This window comes from Achromobacter sp. 1014246743, from assembly GCF_059760725.1.
Map to the genome: position 1 here is coordinate 87,979 of NZ_JCBANA010000011.1, position 17,061 is coordinate 105,039.

Below are 17,061 nucleotides of genomic sequence, written 5' to 3' on the forward strand. Positions count from 1 at the left end.
ACAATGCAGGTCAGGAGAGTTTTCAATGCACCTGCACATTCTTGGCATCTGCGGTACGTTCATGGGTGGCCTGGCGCTGATCGCGCGCGCCGCCGGCCACAAGGTCACCGGTTGCGACGCGGGCGTGTACCCGCCGATGAGCACCCAGTTGTCCGAACAGGGAATCGAGCTGATCGAGGGCTTCGGCCCCGAACAGATGGCGCTCAAGCCCGACCTGTACGTCATCGGCAACGTGGTCAGCCGCGGCAACCCGCTGATGGAAGCCATTCTGGAATCCGGCGCCCGCTATGTGTCCGGCCCGCAATGGCTGGGCGACAACATCCTGCCCGGCGCGCACGTGCTGGCCGTGGCCGGCACCCACGGCAAGACCACCACCAGCTCGATGCTGGCCTGGATCCTGGAAGCCGCGGGCATGGCGCCCAACTTCCTGATCGGCGGCGTGGCCCCCGACCTGCAGGTGTCGGCGCGCTACGACCCGGCCCGCCGCCCCTTCGTGATCGAGGCAGACGAGTACGACACCGCATTCTTCGACAAGCGGTCCAAGTTCGTGCACTACCGCCCCCGCACGGCCATTCTGAACAACCTGGAATACGATCACGCCGACATCTTCCCCGATCTGGCGGCGATCGAAACCCAATTCCACCACCTGGTGCGCACGATTCCGGCGACCGGTCGCATCTTGCGCCCCGCCCGATCCGACGCCCTGGATCGCGTGATTGCGCGCGGATGCTGGTCGGAAACCATCACGTTCGGTCCTGATGGCGCCTGGCAGGCCGCCCCCCCCGATGCGGACGGCGCTTTCGAGGTACTGCACGATGGCGCCTCGCCGGGCACCGTGCGCTGGACGCTCACCGGCGAACACAACCGCATGAACGCGTTGGCGGCGCTGGCGGCGGCCGAACACATCGGCGTGCCGGCGGCCCAGGGCATCGAGGCGCTGGGACGCTTTGGCGGGGTCAAGCGCCGCATGGAACTGCGCGGCACGGTCAACGGCGTCAAAGTCTATGACGACTTTGCGCACCACCCCACTGCCATCGCCACCACCCTGGAAGGCCTGCGCCGCCAGGTCGGGTCGGCCCGCATCCTGGCCGTGCTGGAACCCCGTTCCAACACCATGAAGCTGGGCGCCATGGCGGCCCGCCTGCCCGAATCACTGGCCGACGCCGACCTGGTGTTCTGCTTTGGCGCCCGCGCCGGCAAGCACGCCCTGGGCTGGAATCCGGCCGAGGTGCTGGCGCCCCTGGGCGAACGCGCTTCCAGTTACGATGACATCGACGCCCTGGTGGCGGCCGTGGCGCACGCCGCCCGGCCCGGCGACCAGGTGCTGGTCATGAGCAACGGCGGATTCGGCGGCATCCACGGCAAGCTGCTCGCCGCGCTGGAACCGCGCGGCTGAGGCGCCGCCCGCCTCCTGCCCGGCCACTCGAAAGGCACGACATGATTCTCTATCTGCACGGTTTCCGTTCGTCGCCGACCTCGTTCAAGGCCCGCATGATGGCCGACGCCATGGCCGAGCGCGGCCGGGCCGCCGACTGGGCCTGCCCACAGTTGCCGGCCAGCCCGCGCGAAGCTGCCGAGCTGGCGCTGGACATCGCCCGCCGCCAACTGGCCCAGGCGGCCGATTCCCTGGCGCTGACCGTGGTGGGCTCGTCGCTGGGCGGGTTCTACGCCACCTGGCTGGCCGAACAGCTGGGCTGCAAGGCCGTGCTGCTGAACCCCGCCGTCGAGGCCGCGCGCGACCTGGCGACCCAGGTGGGCGAGCACCGCATGTATCATTCCGACGCGCCATTCGTGTTCCTGCCCGCCTATGTCGACGAACTGGCCGCCCTGCACGTACCCCGCATCACCCGGCCGGACCGCTACTTCCTGGTGGCGGCCACGGGCGACGAGGTGCTGGATTGGCAGGAAATGCGCGATCGCTACGCGGGCTGTCGCCAGCGTATCGTGCAAGGCAGCGACCACGGTTTGTCCGACTTCGCCACCTGGCTGCCCGAGGTGCTTGATTTCGCCCTTGGCCCCCAGCCGGATGGCCCCAGATAATCCCCTGTACTCAACACTCTATATATAGCTGCGCAAGGCGGCGCGTGCGCGCCGCCCAGGACGACCCTCACCATGTATGTGTTTTACGAAGACGACGGCAGCTTCAAGGCCGGCCATATCCTGTCTGAAACCGACGCCAGCCTGCAGGTGGAATCGGAGTCGGGCAAGCGCAGCAAGATCAAGCGCGCCAACACCCTGTTCACCTTCGCCGCGCCCGACCCGGCGGCGCTGATGAGCCAGGCGGCCGCGACCGCCGAGACCCTGGACCTGCAATTCCTGTGGGAATGCGCGCCGCAGGAAGAATTCGACACGCCCACGCTGGCGGCGGACTATTTCGGCCATGCCCCCACCCCGGTGGAGCAGGCCGCACTGCTGATGCGGCTGCACGGCGCGCCGGCCTATTTCCATCGCCGGGGCAAGGGCCGCTACCGCCCCGCCCCGCCCGACATCCTGGCCGCCGCGCTGGCCGCGCTGGACAAGAAACAGCGCCAGGCCGAGCAGCAGCAGGAATGGGTCGACGAGATGGCCGCGGGCCGCCTGCCCGAGCCGATCGCCCAGGCCGCCGAGTCGCTGTTGATCCGCCCGGACAAGAATTCGCAGCAATGGAAGGCCCTGGACGCCGCCTGCGCCAAGCTGGGCAAGAGCCCGGACCGCCTGCTGCTGGAACTGGGCGCGTGGCCGCACGCGCTGGCGCTGCACAAGCGCCGCTTCCTGGCCGTGAATTTCCCGCGCGGGCTGGCCTTCCCCGACCTGGAGCTGCCGCCGATCGACCGCGAACTGCCGCTGTCCGACGCCGAGATCTATTCGGTGGACGACGTGACCACGACGGAAATCGACGACGCCTTGTCGGTATCGACGCTGCCGGACGGCAATCTGCGGGTGGGCGTGCACGTGGCTGCCCCCGGCCTGTCGGTCACGCGCGACAGCGAGTTCGACAAGCTGGCGCGCGCGCGCCTGTCGACGGTGTACATGCCGGGCGACAAGATTCCGATGCAGCCGGACAACGTGATCCGCGCGTTCTCGCTTGATGCGGGGCGCGAGGTGCCGGTGCTGTCGCTGTACGTGACGGCCAACCCGGAAACGGGCGAGGTGATTGAGTCCGAAACTCGCCTGGAGCGCGTAGTGGTGCGCGAGAACCTGCGCCACAACATGCTGGACACGCAAGTCACGGAAGAAAGCCTGTCGGACCCGGCAGCAGACCTGCCCTACGGCCACTGGCTGCGCCCGTTGTGGAAGCTGGCGCAGGCGCTGTCGGCGCAACGTGAAAACGTGCGCGGCAAGCCGGAAAACAATTCGCGGGTGGAATACAGCTTCTACCTGGACGGCGACCCCGACGATCCGGACACGCCGGTGCGCCTGGTGCCGCGCCAGCGCAATGCGCCGCTGGACCGGATGGTGGCCGAATACATGATCCTGGCGAACAACCTGTGGGGCGGCCTGCTGAACCAGCACGGCGTTCCGGGGATCTACCGTTCGCAGCAGGCCGGGCGGGTGCGCATGAGCACGCAGGCGCTGCCGCACGAAGCTATCGGGGTGCCGCAATACGCGTGGAGCACGTCGCCGCTGCGCCGCTATGTGGACCTGGTGAACCAATGGCAGCTGATTGCCGCCGTGGAACACGGGGTGTCGGCCCGCCTGGTGGCGCCATTCAAGCCGCGCGACGCGGACCTGTTCGCGATCATCGGGGCGTTCGACGCGCAATATGCGGCCTGGGCAGAGTTCCAGAGCGCGATGGAACGCTACTGGTGCCTGCGCTGGCTGAAGCAGAACCACATTACGCGGACGGTGGCGCATGTGCTGCGCGAGGATTTGATCCGGCTGGCGAATTGTCCGTTGGTGACTCGGATTGGCGGGATGCCTGAGTTGGAGCGGGGGACGGCTGTGGAGGTTGAGATTCTGGGGATGGATGAGTTGTCTCTGGAACTCGATTGCCGGTATGTGGGAGAGGTGAGCATTTCTGCTTCTTCTGCTGATTCTGCTGCTGAGGGTTCGGGTAGCTGATTGTTTCTTCGCGTCTTCTTCGTAGGTCGCCCCTGGCGGGGGTGGCATGCGGAGTGGGCGCCCACGATTGCGGTCCGGAGCCTTCGCTCCGGACTTCCCCCTCGTCATCTTCGTCCGGGCCTACGGCCCCTCCTTCCGATTCCCTCGGGCGCATCGAGGTTGCCCACTCCGCATGCCACCCCCGCCAGGGGCTACGTGCGTCTTGGGTCGTTGCGCTGCTAGACCTGTGGTCAGGGAATGGAATCTACGGGGTCGCCAAGCCGCGGCCGCGCGGGCGGCCACGTTTGGCGTTCGTGTTGCTGACAGCGTTGCTGTGGCGCTTCGCGCTGTTGTAGATTGGTTTTCTAATGGGTCGCACATCGTGGGGGTGGGCGGTGATGGGCGGCGCGATGGCGGGTGGTTTGCGTTTGAAGGGCTGTGGCGCGCCGCCCATCGTTGTGGGGGCTGGGGTTCTTGCCGAATAGGGTTCTTTCGGCGGAGCCGGATGTTTGTCACATCGGTTCATTTGGCAGCCACGATTCCTGCCACTAGCGCTTTTCCATGGGGCCGGCGTTCGTACCTACTAATGCTCGTTTGAGGGGCCGTCGGTCCATCGCGCACACCCTCCACCGACCGCGCTTGTTTTTCTCTTCCCCGTTGCCCCGCGCACGGGAGACCGCCAACGCCGCGGGCGGCCTTCGAAGAGCTGGCCGCCCACTAAAACGCACAGCCTCCCGTTAAACTCCCCCAAAAAACCACAACAACATTGGAGAACAAACATGCGCATTTTGCTCGTCGAGGACAACCTTGACCTGGGCGATGCCGTGGAGAGCAAACTGCGCTCGGCCGGCCATAGCGTGCAGTGGGTGCGCAATGGGGTGGAGGCGTTGCGGTGGGGGTTGGACAAGACGTGGGATGCCTTGGTGCTCGATATCAACCTGCCCGGCAAGGATGGGTTTACCGTCATTCGGGAACTGCGGGCCGCGGGGCTGGAAGCGCCGGTGCTCGTCGTCACGGCGCGGTCCGAGATCGAAGACAAGATCGATATGCTGGACCTGGGAGCCGACGATTATCTCGTCAAGCCGTTTGATCTGCGCGAACTTGAGGCGCGGCTGCGGGCGTTGCTGCGGCGGCCGGCGGGGCAGACCACCAGCGTCACCACCTATGGCAACCTGAGCCTGGACATGGCCAATCGGCATGTCGTGTTGGCTGGCATGCCGCTGGAACTGGGGCGGCGCGAATTTCGGTTGTTGGAGATTCTGCTGGGCAAACTGGGGCAGACCGTGGCCAAGGAGCGGTTGATGAACCAGCTGTTCGACCTGGATGATGGGTCGCTCAATGCGCTGGAATTGCTGATTTCGCGGCTGCGCAAGAAGCTCGCGGGTGCGTCCATCGATATCGTCACCGTGCGGGGCGTGGGGTATCAGGCCCGCAGCCATGAGCCTTCCTGACAGCTTTTCGATCCGCCGGCGCGTCTTCACGTTGGGCGCCGTGCTGCTGGCCTGCGCGTTGCTGGGGCTGGTCTTCTTTTTGCGCGGCTATGCCCAGCGGGCCGCCGAGCAGGCGTTTGACCGGCTGTTGGCGGCGTCGGCGCTGACGATTGCGGGGTCGGTGCAGATCGAGGACAACGGCGTCACCGTGGAACCGCCGGTGTCGTCGCTGGCCATGCTGTCGGGCAGCGAAAGGGTGTTCTACGAAGCGCGCACCTCCAACGGCCGGCTCATTACCGGCTATGCCGATCTGGCGCCGGGCCTGCCGTTGGCGCAGTCGGCCACGCCTGTGTTCACGTATCTCAGCTATCACGATGAACCCGTGCGCGTGGCGACAGTGGGGCGGCTGGTGTCGGCCAGCCAGCATGCGGGCTGGGTGACCGTGCGGGTGGCGGAAACGCTGGGGTCGCGCGAAGAATTGGCCGATGAAATATTGGGGCGCAGCGTGTTGCCGTTGATCGTGGTGTCGCTGGTGGCGTTGGGGCTGCTGTGGTTCGGGGTGCAGCGGGCCTTTGCGCCGCTGGCCGTGGTGGAACGCGAACTGCGGCGGCGGGCGCCGGATGATCTGGCGCCGCTGGTCACCCCCGTGCCCAGCGAAGTGCGGCGGCTGGTCGAGGCGCTCAATGCCTTCATGCAACGGCTGTCCGGGCTGATGGATACGCTGAACACGCTGGTCGCCGATGCCGCGCACCAGGTGCGCACGCCGCTGGCCTCGTTGCGGGCGCAGGCCGAGGTGGCGCTGGACGAAACCGACCCCAAGCGCCTGCACGAGCGCCTGGGGCGCATCCACCAGAACGCCACGCATGCCAGCCAGCTCATCAACCAGCTGTTGATGGACGCCACCATCACGCACCGGCTGGGCAAGGGGTCGCGCGCGCCGGTGGGCGTGGCCGAGACCATCAATGAAACGCGGCGCCGCATCGGGCCGCTGGAGGCGCAGCGGCTGCGCATCGAAATCGCGCCGCAGGTGCGGCGTGCGCGCATCGCAGGCGATCGCGTGGCCTTGCGCGAAATGCTGCGCAACCTGGTGGACAACGCGCTGCGCTACGCGCCGGACGGCACCGTGGACATCCAGGCCACGCCCGTGGCCGGGTTCCGGGTGGCGCTGACCGTGTCCGATCGCGGCCCCGGCATCGCGGATGACGAAAAGGATGCCGTGCAGCAGCGCTTCATACGCGGACGGACGGGAGAATCGCAGCCGGGTTCCGGCCTGGGCCTGGCCATCGTGCGGTCGGTGGCGGTGGCGCACGGCGGGTCCCTGTGGCTGCAGGACCGCCCCGGCGGCGGCCTGTCGGCGCGGGTGATCCTGCCGCTGGCGCGCCAGCGCAGCGGGGCCGGCGGGCGCACGCTGGCGGGTTGGCTGGGAGCCGTGTTTGCGGCCGCGCTGCTGCTGGCGGCCGCCCCGGCCGACGTGCGCGCCGCCGACATTCCGGAAATCGTGACCCGCTATCCGGCGCCGCAGCCGTCGTCGCGCGTGCTGACCATCGCGGGGCCGACCGACACGCCGGTGGTGGCGCCGCTGATCCTGGGCTTTCAGGCGCAGCGGCCCGACGTCACCGTCGTGTATCGCGAGATGGGCAGCCGCGAACTGTACGAGGCGGCCATCGAGAACCAGCTGAAGGACGTGGACGTGCTGATGAGCTCGGCCTCGGACTTGCAGATCCGGCTGGCCAACGACGGCTACGCACAGCGCTATGCCTCGCCCTATGCGGCCAAGCTGCCGTCGTGGGCGGTGTGGCGCAACGAGGTCTACGGTTTTACCTTCGAGCCGGCGGTGATCGTCTACAACCCCAAGCGCTACACCGAGGCCACCGTGCCGCGCTCGCGCCAGGACCTGCTGCGCACGCTCGAACACGACCGCGCGCGGCTGCATGGGCGCGTGGGCACCTATGACATTTCGCGCAGCAGCGTGGGCTACCTGATGGCCGAACAGGACGAACTGGTGTCATCCAATTTCTGGGGCCTGGCCAACGCCCTGGGCCAAGTCGGCGTGCGCTTGTCGGCCACCAGCGCGGACCTGCTGGACGCGATCGAGAACGACGAGATGGACCTGGGCTACAACATCCTGGGGTCCTATGCGCTGTCACGCCAGGCGGCGGGCAGCAAGATCGGCATCGTGTTTCCGCAGGACTACGTGCTGGTGCTGGCGCGTTCGGTGCTGATTGCCCGCAAGGCGCCCAATCCGGACCTGGGCCGCGCGCTGGTCGACTGGCTGCTGTCGCCGGCCGGCCAGCAGGTGGCGTCCAGCCACGCGGCGCTGGGGTCGATCATGGAAGACACACCGGGGCGCTGGACCTCGGAGGCCGTGCTGGCACGCTCGCAAGGCATCGTGCAGCCCGTGGTGCTGTCACCCGCGCTGCTGGTGGGGTTGGACCAGCGGCGGCACTCGCGCTTCGTGCAGAACTGGATCCGGCTGGTCACCGATACGCCGGAACGGCCCTAGGCCACACCGCCCCGGCACGACGCCGCGTCGTGCCGGCGGGCCTGCTCCCGACCACGGGATTACCCCTATCCCACCCTGCCCCCCATGACAGGACGACGACAGACGCCGGCCCCTAAGATGCGGTCGAACAGGCTTCGCGCCTGTCGATACTAATTCCAACGGAGACAAGACCCATGCTTGCCAAGTCCAGACTGGCGGCCGCCTGCGCCGCTGCATTCGCCATCGCCGCCGGCAGCGCCTACGCCCAATCCGTGCCCGCGGGCTACCCCGCCGACTACCAGAAGATTCTCGACGGCGCCAAGAAGGAAGGCAAGGTCGTGATCTATTCGACCACCGACACCAAGGCCGCCGGCCCCATCATCAAGGGCTTCGAAGCGCTGTACCCGGGCGTCAAGGTCGAATACAACGACATGAACAGCACCGAGCTGTACAACCGCTACATCAGCGAACAGGCGGCGGGCGGCAGCAGCGGCGACATCGTCTGGAGCTCGTCGATGGATTCGGCCCTGAAGCTGGCCACCGACTACGCGCTGCAGTACAAGTCGCCCGAGATCGGCAAGCTGCCGGCCTGGGCCGTCTGGAAGGACTCGGCTTACGGCACGACCTACGAGCCGGCCGTGTTCATCTACAACAAGCGCCTGATTCCGGCCAACGAAGTGCCGACCACGCACGGCGCCCTGGCCAAGCTGATCGCCAGCCAGCCGGACAAGTTCAAGAACAAGGTCACCACCTACGACATCGAGAAGTCGGCCGTGGGCTTCATGCTGGCCGTGCAGGACAAGGCCAATGACCCCAAGTACTTCGACACGCTCAAGGACATCGCCAAGGGCGGCCTGATCGTGCAGTCGTCCACCGGCACCATGATGGAACGCGTGTCGTCGGGCGAAAACCTGATCGGCTACAACATCCTGGGCTCGTACGCCGAAACCCGCGCCAAGACCGACCCGTCGCTGGGCGTGGCCTACCCGACCGACTACGCGCTGGTGCTGTCGCGCGTGGCGTTCATCAGCAAGAAGGCCAAGAACCGCAACGCGGCCAAGCTGTGGATGGACTACCTGCTGTCGCAGAAGGGCCAGGAAATCATGGCCAACCAGGCTGACCTGGCCTCGGTGCGCGACGACATCGAAGGCGACAACGATGTGGACGGCATGACCAAGAAGCTGGGCGCCTCGCTCAAGCCGATCCCGGTCAACGAAACGCTGCTGGACTACCTGGAGCAGAACAAGCGCCTGCAGTTCATCAAGGACTGGCGCGCCGCAGCAGGCAAGTAAGGCTGCCGGCGCCACGGGGGCAACGCATCCGCCCCCGGCCGCCAGCACGCGGGAGGGCGGCATGCCCCCCACCCGCCGGCCGGACATTCACCTGCGGGTGAATGCCGGCGGGTGATCGCCAGCGGGCGCCCCCCCGCGTCTATCGAATCAACAGGATTTCCCCATGCAGTCATTGCGCAGAAAATGGCAGTCCCTGCCGCGCGGCGTGGTGGTGCTGATCACAGCCCTGGCCATCTACGTGCCGCTGTCGTTCATCATCATCCAGAGCTTCCTGTCCGCGCCCTTCTTTTCCCCGTCCAAGGTATTCAGCCTGGACGCGTTCCGCTTCATCTTCGCGGACCCGGATTTCTACAAGGCGCTGAAAAGCGGCTTCATCCTGGCCTTCGGGCTGGCCATCATCGCCATCCCCCTGGGCGGCATGCTGGCCTTCCTGATGATCCGCACCGACCTGCCCGGCCGGCGCTGGATCGAGCCCCTGATCCTGGTGCCGGTGTTCGTGTCGCCGATGGTGCTGGGCTTTGGCTACGTGGTGGCGGCCGGCCCGGTCGGTTTTTTCTCGACCTGGGCGCAGAACATCCTGGGCTTCGTGCCCTGGAACGTGTATTCGCTGACCAGCATCGTCATCATCGCCGGCCTCACGCACGTGCCGCACGCCTACCTGTACATCTCGTCGGCCCTGCGCAGCATGGGGTCGGACGTGGAAGAAGCGGCCCGCGTCACCGGCGCCTCGCCGCTGCGCGTGATGGTGTCGGTCAGCCTGCCGATGGTGCGCCCGGCCATGCTGTACGCCACCGTGCTGCTGTTCTTCCTGGGCCTGGAAGTGTTCGGCCTGGTGCTGGTGCTGGGCGACCCGGAAGGCAACCTGGTGCTGGCCACCTACCTGTACAAGCTGACCAACAAGCTCGGCATTCCGTCGTACCACCTGATGGCCGCCGTGGCCGTGGTGCTGATCTGCATGACGATTCCGCTGGTGATGCTGCAGCGCCGCCTGATGCGCACGGCCAACCGTTTCGTCACCGTCAAGGGCAAGGCCTCGCGCGCCCGTCCGCTGCCGCTGGGCAAGTGGCGCTGGGTGGCCGGCGGCGTGGTGGCGTTCTGGCTGCTGGTCACCATCGTGGTGCCGCTGATGGGCGTGCTGCTGCGCGCGTTCGTGTCCAACTGGGGCATGGGCGTGTCGCTGTTCGACGTGCTGTCGCTGGATGCCTTCCGCACCGTGTTCGCGCAACCGAACCTGATGCGCGCCATCGTCAACTCGGTGGCCATCGGCGTGTTCGGCGGCGCGCTGGCCGTGATGTGCTACATGTTCGTGGGCCTGGCGATGCACCGCAAGCCGGACAACGTCACCCGCTTCATGGACTACAGCGTGCTGGTGCCGCGCGCGGTGCCCGGCCTGCTGGCGGGCCTGGCGTTCCTGTGGGTGTTCCTGTTCGTGCCGATGTGGCTGGACAACGCGCTGGATCCGGACCTGGGCGGCTGGCTGTCGGGCCTGCCGTTCGCCGAGTGGCTGCGCGAGAACTTCATCGAATGGCTGCGTGCCATGCGCAGCACCATCTTCAGCGTGTGGCTGGCCTACACGGTGGTCTGGATGGCCTACGGCCTGCGCCTGATCTCGTCGACGCTGCTGCAGGTGGGGCCTGAACTGGAAGAGGCCGCCCGCAGCGCCGGCGCGCGGCGCGGCCAGGTCACCCGCCACGTCACCGTGCCGCTGGCCAAGTACGGCCTGATCGGTTCGTGGCTGCTGATGTTCCTGATCTTCGAGCGCGAATACTCCACCGGCGTCTACCTGCTGTCGCCCGGCACCGAGACCATCGGGTCCATGCTGGTGTCGCTGTGGGCGTCCGGCGCCATCGACATCGTGGCCGCGCTTTCCTTCATCAATATCGTTCTGGTCGTGATCGGCCTGGGCATCGCCCTGCGATTCGGAGTCAAACTTCATGATTGAGCTTTCTGTAGAAGACCTGCACCTGGATTACGGCGACAACCCGGTGCTCAAGGGCGTGTCGATGCAACTGCGCCAGGGCGAAGTGGTGTCCTTGCTGGGCCCGTCGGGCAGCGGCAAGACCACGCTGCTGCGCGCCGTGGCGGGCCTGGAAGGCCCCAAGCGCGGCCGCATCACCATCGGCGACCGCGTGGTCTACGACGGCGGGGCCCGCAAGGAAATCCCGGCCGAAGAGCGCAACCTGGGCCTGGTGTTCCAGTCGTACGCGCTGTGGCCGCACAAGACCGTGTTCGAGAACGTGGCCTACCCGCTGAAGCTGCGCAAGGTGCCGTCCGCCGAAGTGCGCGAACGCGTGCAGGCCGTGCTGGACCAGCTGGGCCTGGGCAAGCTGGGCCAGCGCCATCCGCACGCGCTGTCCGGCGGCCAGCAGCAGCGCGTGGCCATCGGCCGGGCGCTGGTGTACAGCCCGCCCGTCATCCTGCTGGACGAGCCGCTGTCCAACCTGGATGCCAAGCTGCGCGAAGAGGCCCGGGCCTTCCTGCGCGAACTGATCATCCGCCTGGGGCTGTCGGCCCTGATGGTGACGCATGACCAGAGCGAAGCCATGGCCATTTCCGACCGCATCCTGCTGCTGAACAACGGCAAGATCGAGCAGCAAGGCACGCCGCAGGAAATGTACGGCTCGCCGTCGACCCTGTTTACCGCCGAGTTCATGGGCAGCAACAACCGGCTGGACGGCAAGGTCACCGAAGTGCGCGACGGCCGCGCCCGCATCGAGGGCCACGGCTGGGCGCTGTGGGGCAAGGCCGGCGAAGGCGTGACCCAGGGCCAGGACGCCACCGCGGTGATCCGGGTCGAACAGGTCCGCCTGGCGGACGATCCCGACGGCAACCACCTGGACATGCCGCTTCTGACCAGCATGTACCTGGGCGACCGCTGGGAATACCTGTTCCGCACCCCCGATGCAGACCCGGCCAACACCCTGGCGCTGCGCGCCTACGGCCCCGAAGGCCGCGAACCCGGCCCCTGCCGCCTGGCCCTGCCGGCCAGCAAGGTCTGGGTCTTCCCGCGGCCCTCGAAGTAAGCGCTACGGGCAGCCACAGGTGACGGCGGCGGGCGGACTGGCTCTACAATGCGTGCGTGCAACGCCTTGCTGATTCCCCCTCTCCGCTGAGCCGTCTGCTGTGGTGGCTGGGCGCGCCCGCCCAGCACTACCTGCGCATCGGCATTGCGATTTCGCTGTTGGTGCACGCCGGCGCCCTGGCGTGGCGCTTCGGCGCGCCCGCGCTGTCCCGCCCCCCGGCGGCCAGCCTCGAAGTGGTGCTGCTGAACGCCCGCAGCGAAACGCCCCCCGATACCCCCCGGGCCCAGGCGCAAAACCAGATGAGCGGCGGCGGCAATGCCGAACGCGGCCTGTCCACCACCCCCCTGCCCCAGACCGGCGCGTCGGCCGAGACCATCGTGCTGGAAGCCATGCGGCGGCGCCAGGTGCAGTTGGAAGCCGAACAGGCCCGCCTGATGACCCAGCTGCGCGCCGCCGACAAGGCTGGCGCCGAGCGCCAGGCGGTCAACCCCTGGCCCGACGGCAACGAGCGCGGCCAGGACGCCCAGGACCAGGCCAGCGTCATCCAGAACGCCCAGATCGCCGCCCTGGCCGCCAAGGTCCAGCAATACAGCGCCGAGCCGCGCAAGCAGTTCGTGGCGCCCTCGGCCGAGGCCTCGCGCTACGCCGCCTACCTGGATGCCTGGCGCACCCGCATCGAATCCGTCGGCACCCAGCATTACCCGGACGAAGCCCGCGGCCGCATCTATGGCTCGCTGCGCATCACCGTGTCGGTGCGCGCCGACGGCAGCATCGCGGCGGTCGACATCGACCAGCCCTCGCCCCATGCCGTGCTGAACCAGGCCGCCCGCCGCATCGTGCAGCTGGCCGCGCCGTTCCCGCCCTTCCCGCCCGACATCGCCCGCGACACCGACGTGCTGGTCATCACCCGCACCTGGCATTTCGTCAACGACACCCTGGAAACCGAAGCCCCATGACCGAGGCGCCCCCTCTTGCCCGCTACGCCGTCATCGGCAACCCCATCGCGCACAGCCGCTCGCCCCAGATCCACGCCCTGTTCTCGCAACAGACCAGCAAGCCGCTGACCTACGAGCGCCTGCTGGCGCCGGTGGACGGCTTTGGCGCCGCGGTCGCCGCCTTTGCCGCCGAAGGCGGGCTGGGCCTGAATGTCACGGTGCCGTTCAAGCGGGACGCCTACGCGCTGGCGTCGGGCCACCTGTCCAGCCGCGCCCGGCTGGCGGGGGCCGTCAACACCCTGTCCTGGCGCGACGGCGCCTGGCACGGCTGCAACACCGACGGCGTCGGCCTGGTGTCCGACCTGCTGCGCCTGGGCGTGCGCCTGACCGGCGCGTCCGTCCTGCTGGTGGGCGCGGGCGGCGCCGCCCGGGGGGTGCTGCAACCGCTGGCCCAGGCCGGCTGCGCCCGCATCCATATCGTCAACCGCACCGCCGCCCGGGCGCTGGAACTGGCCGAGGCCTGGCGCGCAACCGGCGCCGAGCCCCAGACTCGCGTCACTGCCGGCGGCCTGGCGGACGCCGCCCTGCCCGGCGGCTGGAACCTGGTGGTCAATGCCACCGCCAGCGGCCTGCAGGATGCCGCCCCCGACCTGCCCGCCGGCCTGTATGCCGAGGGCGCGGCCGGCTACGACATGATGTACGGCGCCCAGCCCACCGCCTTCATGCGGCAGGCCCGCGAGGACGGCGCAGCCCTGACCGCCGACGGCCTGGGCATGCTGGTGGGCCAGGCCGCCGAAAGTTTCTTCATCTGGCACGGCGTGCGGCCCGACCCGGCCCCTGTGCTGGCGGCGCTGCGCGAGGCGCTGATGGCCGGAAGCTGACCCGATGGCCGCCCGCGGCAAGAGCGGCAAGCGCCGTTCCTGGTTCCGGATCATCACCGGCGTACTGATGGCGCTGGTGTGTGCGGTGCTGCTCTACCAGTTCTGGCTGTTCGGGCTGGTGGTCTGGTACAAGTACCAGAACCCGGGCAGCAGCGCCGTGATGCGTGAAGAACTCGCCCGCCTGCAGGACGGCAACCCCGATTTCCGCCTGAAATACGAATGGGTGCCCTACGACAAGATCAACCGCAGCCTGAAGCTGGCGGTGGTGGCATCCGAAGATTCCAATTTCACCGAGCACGACGGCGTCGAATGGGACGCCATCCGCAAGGCGTGGGAATACAACCAGAAACAGGAAGAAGCCGGCCGCAGCAAGATGCGCGGCGGCTCGACCATCACCCAGCAGCTGGCCAAGAACCTGTTCCTGTCCAGTTCCCGCAGCTACGTCCGCAAGGGCCAGGAACTGGTGCTGACCTACATGATCGAACACGTCATGACCAAGGAACGCATCCTCGAGCTGTACCTGAATGTGGCGGAATGGGGCGTGGGCGTCTTCGGCGCCCAGGCGGCGGCCAAGCACTATTACAACGTGCCGGCGGCCAACCTGGGGGCCAGCCAGTCGGCCCGGCTGGCGGCCATGCTGCCCAATCCCCGCTTCTATGACAGCCATCGCAATTCCAACTACCTGAACTCCCGCGTCTACACCCTGACCCGGCGGATGCAGATGGTGGACATCCCCTGACACGAGAAACCGACTGATTCCCCAGGCCCCCGCCCACCTTGGACGGCGGGATTTGTTAAGCTTTCACGTTTACGCGCTCCTTCGTCCCTTTTCATGCGTACCGCACGTCGCTACCTGGCCCGCGAGATCTATCGCTCTTGTGCAGTGGTCCTTATGGCCCTGCTGGGCCTTTTCACGTTTTTCGCGCTGGTGGACGACCTGGACAACGTGGGCGACAAGTTCTCCATGCTGGCCTTGCTGTACATGCAGGCGCTGGCCATCCCCACCCGCCTGTACGACCTGCTGCCCATCGGCCTTCTGATCGGCGCGATCCTGGCGCTGGCCGGCCTGGCCCAGCGCAACGAACTGGTCATCTTGCGGGTTTCGGGCGTCAGCGGCATGCGCCTGTTGCGCATGCTCTGGATCGTGACCATCCCGCTGATGATCGGCGCAGCCCTGCTGTCCGAATACGTCACGCCCTGGGCCGAAATCAAGTCCGGCGAAGCCAACCTGCAGTTTCGCGGCAAGGCCGGCGGCGACCGCCTGAACAGCGGCTACTGGTTCAAGGAACCCACGGCCAACGGCGGCACCCGCATCATCAACATCGCCGAACTGAAGGGCGACGGCCAGGTCACGGGCGTCACGCTGTACGAGTTCAAGAAAGACCTGACGCTGTCGATACTGTCGACGGCGCCCACGGGCCTGTTCGCCCATGGCGACCTGGTGCTCAAAGACGTGGCCGAAACCCGCCTGGACGACGAGGCCTCGGAAGCCCTGGCCAACGCCCGCCCCCCGAAGAACCCGCCGGCCACGGTGGTGAAAGTGCCCGAACGCACGGTCGACACGACGCTCAGCGCCGAACGCCTGCTGGCCCGGGTGCTGACGCCCGAGCGCATGTCGATCGTGACCCTGCTCGATTATGTGGATTATTTGCGCAACAACCAGCTGCAATATGGTCGACAGGTTGTCGCGTTGTGGCGCAAACTGGCGTATCCGTTCACGCTGCTGGTGATGATCACGATCGCGGCCCCCATCGGGCTGATGCAGACTCGCCGCGGCGGCGTGGGCGCCAAGGTCTTCATCGGCATCCTGCTGGGCGTGGGCTTTTTCATGCTGAACCAGCTGGCGCTGAACGTAGGCATGCTGGGCAAGTGGCCGCCCTGGCTGACGGCCCTGGGCCCGAATATCGGGGCCATGGCCTTGGCGCTGGGCGCCATGAGCTACATGGAATACCGCCACACCATTACCCGTATCGTCCAACAACGTTGGCCCTGGAGTAAGAGTCCCGCATGAACAGCAGTATCTGGATGATCGGCGACGTGCAAGGTTGCTGCTCGCCGCTGGATCGCTTGCTGTCCCATCCCGAACTGGTCGGCGACCCGAAGTCGCGCTTCTGGTTCGCCGGGGATCTGGTCAATCGCGGCCCGCAGTCACTGGCAACGCTGCGTCGCATCATCGACCTGGGCGACCGCGCCACGGTGGTGCTGGGCAACCATGACCTGCACCTGCTGGCCGCGGCCGCGGGCGTGCGCAAGCCGTCAAAATCAGACACGCTCGACGAGATTCTTCGCGCGCCGGATTCGGCCGCGCTGATCGACTGGCTGCGCTCGCGCCCGCTGGCCCATTTCGAGCACGACCACCTGATGGTGCACGCGGGCACGCTGGCAAAATGGGACGTGGCCAAGACGCTGTCGCTGGCCGCCGAAGTGCAGGACGCGCTGCGCGGCCCGAACTGGCAGAAAGCACTGCAAAAGATGTACGGCAACGAGCCGGCCACCTGGAAGGAAGACCACAAGGGCGGCAAGCGGATGCGGGTGATCATCAACGCACTGACGCGCATCCGCCTGTGCACGCCCAACGGCCACATGGAATTCGCAACCAAGGTAACACCGGGTGCATGGCCGCCGGGGCTGGTGCCTTGGTTCGACGTGCCGAATCGAGCTACCCGAAATATCACGACGGTGTTTGGACACTGGTCTACGCTGGGGCTGATGCAGCGTCCGGATGTGATCTGCCTGGATACGGGTTGCGTGTGGGGTGGGGCGTTGACGGCGTTGCGGTTGCAGGATCGGAAGCTGGTGCAGATCAAGTGTTCGCAGTTTCAGGATCCGATGGCGGAGTGAATCTTCGGTTGATTTTTGAGGCCGGCTGACGGGGTGTTGCTTGTCGCTTGCTTGCTTGCTTGCTTGCGGCGTTTGGGCTTCGTAGGTCGCTCGGCGGGGGTGGGCTTGGGGGGTGGGGCCGTATCCTTTTTCTTTTACCCAAATCACCCTGCCGAGG

The 17,061-nt window shown here is 67.2% G+C and carries 13 protein-coding genes; all 13 read left to right on the forward strand.

The genetic code is table 11. The features are described from left to right. The first annotated feature begins 25 nt into the window (after positions 1-25). The 13 genes from mpl to AC6LJ2_RS07225 all read left to right on the forward strand — a co-directional run bounded on the left by mpl (position 26) and on the right by AC6LJ2_RS07225 (position 16,904). Positions 26-1,396: a UDP-N-acetylmuramate:L-alanyl-gamma-D-glutamyl-meso-diaminopimelate ligase gene (gene mpl, locus AC6LJ2_RS07165; RefSeq protein WP_445658123.1), complete on the forward strand. Its 1,371-nt coding sequence runs from the start codon at positions 26-28 to the stop codon at positions 1,394-1,396. A 41-nt stretch (positions 1,397-1,437) separates the two neighbouring features. Further along, the gene (locus tag AC6LJ2_RS07170) at positions 1,438-2,040 is read left to right on the forward strand and encodes a YqiA/YcfP family alpha/beta fold hydrolase (RefSeq protein WP_263914368.1); all 603 of its coding nucleotides are present in this window, start codon (positions 1,438-1,440) and stop codon (positions 2,038-2,040) included. Positions 2,041-2,112: 72 nt separating this feature from the next. Further along, positions 2,113-4,041, forward strand: a complete 1,929-nt coding sequence (locus AC6LJ2_RS07175; RefSeq protein WP_263914369.1) for an RNB domain-containing ribonuclease — start codon at positions 2,113-2,115, stop codon at positions 4,039-4,041. Positions 4,042-4,799: 758 nt separating this feature from the next. Next, entirely contained in the window at positions 4,800-5,471 is a 672-nt protein-coding gene (locus AC6LJ2_RS07180; protein ID WP_498151081.1) for a response regulator transcription factor, read from the forward strand. Next, a complete protein-coding gene (locus tag AC6LJ2_RS07185) occupies positions 5,458-7,953 on the forward strand; it encodes an extracellular solute-binding protein (RefSeq protein WP_263914372.1) in 2,496 nt (831 codons plus the stop codon). The genes AC6LJ2_RS07180 and AC6LJ2_RS07185 overlap by 14 nt, the downstream gene beginning before the upstream one ends. A gap of 173 nt (positions 7,954-8,126) precedes the next feature. Beyond that, positions 8,127-9,224, forward strand: a complete 1,098-nt coding sequence (locus tag AC6LJ2_RS07190) for an ABC transporter substrate-binding protein (protein WP_025137634.1) — start codon at positions 8,127-8,129, stop codon at positions 9,222-9,224. A gap of 163 nt (positions 9,225-9,387) precedes the next feature. Further along, positions 9,388-11,166: an ABC transporter permease gene (locus AC6LJ2_RS07195; RefSeq protein WP_263914373.1), complete on the forward strand. Its 1,779-nt coding sequence runs from the start codon at positions 9,388-9,390 to the stop codon at positions 11,164-11,166. Then, complete coding sequence (locus tag AC6LJ2_RS07200; protein WP_025137636.1) at positions 11,159-12,247, forward strand: ABC transporter ATP-binding protein; 1,089 nt, start codon at positions 11,159-11,161, stop codon at positions 12,245-12,247. Before AC6LJ2_RS07195 ends, AC6LJ2_RS07200 begins: the two co-directional genes overlap by 8 nt. 56 nt (positions 12,248-12,303) lie before the next feature. Next, positions 12,304-13,203 (forward strand): TonB family protein, encoded by a 900-nt coding sequence (locus tag AC6LJ2_RS07205; protein ID WP_263914375.1) that lies wholly within the window; start codon positions 12,304-12,306, stop codon positions 13,201-13,203. Continuing rightward, the gene (gene aroE, locus AC6LJ2_RS07210; protein ID WP_498151082.1) at positions 13,200-14,063 is read left to right on the forward strand and encodes a shikimate dehydrogenase; all 864 of its coding nucleotides are present in this window, start codon (positions 13,200-13,202) and stop codon (positions 14,061-14,063) included. The genes AC6LJ2_RS07205 and aroE overlap by 4 nt, the downstream gene beginning before the upstream one ends. A 4-nt stretch (positions 14,064-14,067) precedes the next feature. Then, positions 14,068-14,802 carry a monofunctional biosynthetic peptidoglycan transglycosylase gene (gene mtgA, locus AC6LJ2_RS07215; protein ID WP_263914377.1) on the forward strand — a complete coding sequence of 245 codons (735 nt, stop codon included), beginning with the start codon at positions 14,068-14,070 and terminating at the stop codon, positions 14,800-14,802. A gap of 93 nt (positions 14,803-14,895) precedes the next feature. Then, a complete protein-coding gene (gene lptG, locus AC6LJ2_RS07220) occupies positions 14,896-16,074 on the forward strand; it encodes an LPS export ABC transporter permease LptG (RefSeq protein ID WP_498151083.1) in 1,179 nt (392 codons plus the stop codon). Then, the gene (locus AC6LJ2_RS07225) at positions 16,071-16,904 is read left to right on the forward strand and encodes a symmetrical bis(5'-nucleosyl)-tetraphosphatase (RefSeq protein WP_263914379.1); all 834 of its coding nucleotides are present in this window, start codon (positions 16,071-16,073) and stop codon (positions 16,902-16,904) included. The genes lptG and AC6LJ2_RS07225 overlap by 4 nt, the downstream gene beginning before the upstream one ends. Positions 16,905-17,061: the final 157 nt, after the last annotated feature.

Excerpts from the sequence above, each read along its gene's own strand:
- AC6LJ2_RS07175 (WP_263914369.1), top strand. The coding sequence starts at position 2,113 with ATGTATGTGTTTTACGAAGACGACGGCAGCTTCAAGGCCGGCCATATC.
- mtgA (WP_263914377.1), top strand. The coding sequence starts at position 14,068 with ATGGCCGCCCGCGGCAAGAGCGGCAAGCGCCGTTCCTGGTTCCGGATC.
- AC6LJ2_RS07200 (WP_025137636.1), top strand. The coding sequence starts at position 11,159 with ATGATTGAGCTTTCTGTAGAAGACCTGCACCTGGATTACGGCGACAAC.
- AC6LJ2_RS07195 (WP_263914373.1), top strand. The coding sequence starts at position 9,388 with ATGCAGTCATTGCGCAGAAAATGGCAGTCCCTGCCGCGCGGCGTGGTG.
- AC6LJ2_RS07190 (WP_025137634.1), top strand. The coding sequence starts at position 8,127 with ATGCTTGCCAAGTCCAGACTGGCGGCCGCCTGCGCCGCTGCATTCGCC.
- AC6LJ2_RS07170 (WP_263914368.1), top strand. The coding sequence starts at position 1,438 with ATGATTCTCTATCTGCACGGTTTCCGTTCGTCGCCGACCTCGTTCAAG.
- aroE (WP_498151082.1), top strand. The coding sequence starts at position 13,200 with ATGACCGAGGCGCCCCCTCTTGCCCGCTACGCCGTCATCGGCAACCCC.
- AC6LJ2_RS07225 (WP_263914379.1), top strand. The coding sequence starts at position 16,071 with ATGAACAGCAGTATCTGGATGATCGGCGACGTGCAAGGTTGCTGCTCG.
- lptG (WP_498151083.1), top strand. The coding sequence starts at position 14,896 with ATGCGTACCGCACGTCGCTACCTGGCCCGCGAGATCTATCGCTCTTGT.
- mpl (WP_445658123.1), top strand. The coding sequence starts at position 26 with ATGCACCTGCACATTCTTGGCATCTGCGGTACGTTCATGGGTGGCCTG.
- AC6LJ2_RS07185 (WP_263914372.1), top strand. The coding sequence starts at position 5,458 with ATGAGCCTTCCTGACAGCTTTTCGATCCGCCGGCGCGTCTTCACGTTG.
- AC6LJ2_RS07180 (WP_498151081.1), top strand. The coding sequence starts at position 4,800 with ATGCGCATTTTGCTCGTCGAGGACAACCTTGACCTGGGCGATGCCGTG.